Origin of the sequence: Endozoicomonas ascidiicola (genome assembly GCF_001646945.1) — a bacterium.
Classification (GTDB): Bacteria; Pseudomonadota; Gammaproteobacteria; order Pseudomonadales; family Endozoicomonadaceae; genus Endozoicomonas; species Endozoicomonas ascidiicola.
Genome location: NZ_LUTV01000015.1, coordinates 21,799 through 23,937, shown reverse-complemented (window position 1 = coordinate 23,937; position 2,139 = coordinate 21,799). Strand labels below are relative to the sequence as shown.

Here is a 2,139-nt window from a genome sequence, read left to right as displayed (position 1 = left end):
GGAAAAACAAACAGTAAACGGCGATTTTTACGCTGGCATAAAAGAAGGAATAAACGACCAAACTCTCACGCCAGCTTGCAAAACGAAGCTTACCGATTTCTTCTGAACTTTTCGATAGAACTGGACAAAAAAACTAACAACGCTGAAATACTCTCAGGTTTGCAATTCTGGTAGAAACACAGCAGCTAACGCCAAAATCAGGTGCGCCGTAGGCGTCACCTGGATTTTTTTGTTATATGCGATTACTCGCCTTTAGCTGGTTGTTGTTGACTTTGAGCCTGAGGTACTGATGTTGCAGGTTTTTCGGAGCTTGGTGCGGCTTGCATTCTTGGAACTTGAGCGCTATTTATTGCAAGAGACTCACTTGGCACTCTTTGCATTGTTGGTACAGATGCACTGTCGTTGACTTGCATGGTTACACTGTTAGTTGCTTTTTCAGTTTCACTCATTTGAACAGCTTCCTCAGAATTTAAATTGGTTATTACAAATATTACAGTAAAACCTAACGCAAGAGCAAAGGATAATCCTACGATTCTATTTAGCCACTCATTAAGCTTTGAAAAGTAATTACCCTTTGAAAAGGCTGATGCTTGCGCCTCTATGTAATATTTATGCGCTATCTCTAGTTGAAGATTAAGTGCTGAGTTGCTCACTAAATACGCAATCAAAGATAATATGATTGAGACTAAAAATAAAAACCACGATGCTTGGATTAACCATAAGTTGCCAGCAATTTCAATAGGTACAATTAGCTTTAAAAACGTTAGAGAAATTGCAAGACCTGACGAAGATAAAGTTAAAATTGACTTGTCATAATTCTCAGTATTCGATAACTGTCTCTTATGAACTTCGTCTCTATATGAATCATAAATTTTGCTTGCAGCAAGCTGATCTTCATCAGTTCTAAGTATTTTATCACTACTATTTGTCATTAATGAATTGAACTCTCAATATTTGGTAGCATATAACGCCAAATTCAGCGGCGTAGCGTAGCGGAGTCCGCTGGAATTTATTGTTAGCCAGCACGATAATTATTACCGCTATAAGGTACGACATTTCAGTGTATCTATCGAATTATGAACACAATTGACACCTGACTGTCTGAATAAGAGAAATCTAATAACCGGCAGATAAACCATGCTTTGTAATTCCGTACCGGAAATAAACGGCCACGTCAATGAAATTGTAAAGAAATTATGGAGTACTAAGGTAGTAAGAAGCAGCGGTTTAACTACCTGTGGTAGAACAGTTACCATGCAAAGTGAGCCATTAGATCTTTCAATGGAAAGAAAAGCAGATTGTAACTCTCCAGGCACTCCTGCCAAGAGGAAAGTCTCTATTGTCTTTGCTCAAAAGTATAAAGCACCGTCAGAGTCCATAGAAAAAAGACCAGTCTCAATTAAAAGAAATCATATATGCGAATATTGCAAAAAATCATTTTCTGTGAGGTATAATTTAACCAATCATATAAGAACCCATACTGGCGAGAAGCCCTATCCTTGCCCTGAGATTGGTTGCGGAAAATCATTTTCTGATAAGGGGAATTTAACCAAGCATAGAAGAACCCATAAGACCTGATGAACTTGAAATAGTGCTGGCTAACGCCAAAATGTGCGGCGCGCCGCAGGCGCGTCCGATGGAGCGCAGCGGAACGAACACGATTTTATTGTTAGCTGCGCAAGCCCGTAAAATGGTTAAACTGTGACGTAAACTTGCAGCAAGTACGACTGGCGACAAAGTAAAAACCAGAAGATTTACCACTTGAGATTTTGAATACTGCTGAAAAACAGACTGAACCAAAATACCTCGAAACAGTTTGAACCAGATGCTTTGACTACTTGAAGTTTACGACAATGTTACTTCCTGGCCTGAAAAAAGCCTGAAACTTTGTACGCTACAGAAAACCTGCTCCCTTCCCCATCAGCTCACCGTCCAAAGAGATGGAAAGGAACACGATCTCTGCGCTGGCGCGGAATAAGGAAACTGGCACGCTACCGCCTGCTAGCTTGGGAAATACAAACAGCAAACGACGATCTTGACGCTGGCATAAAAGAAGGAATATACGACAAAACTCTCACGCCAGCTTGCAAAACGAAGACTACCGATTTCTTATGAACTTTTCGATAGAACAGACCAAAA

The 2,139-nt window shown here is 40.1% G+C and carries 2 protein-coding genes; one reads left to right on the top strand and one right to left on the bottom strand.

The features are described from left to right. Positions 1-242: 242 nt before the first annotated feature. Positions 243-932 carry a hypothetical protein gene (locus tag AKL11_RS23960; protein WP_067522848.1) on the bottom strand — a complete coding sequence of 230 codons (690 nt, stop codon included), beginning with the start codon at positions 930-932 and terminating at the stop codon, positions 243-245. A 205-nt stretch (positions 933-1,137) separates the two neighbouring features. Here AKL11_RS23960 and AKL11_RS24885 point away from each other — a divergent pair, with 205 nt between their 5' ends. After that, complete coding sequence (locus tag AKL11_RS24885) at positions 1,138-1,578, top strand: C2H2-type zinc finger protein (RefSeq protein ID WP_095210660.1); 441 nt, start codon at positions 1,138-1,140, stop codon at positions 1,576-1,578. Positions 1,579-2,139: the final 561 nt, after the last annotated feature.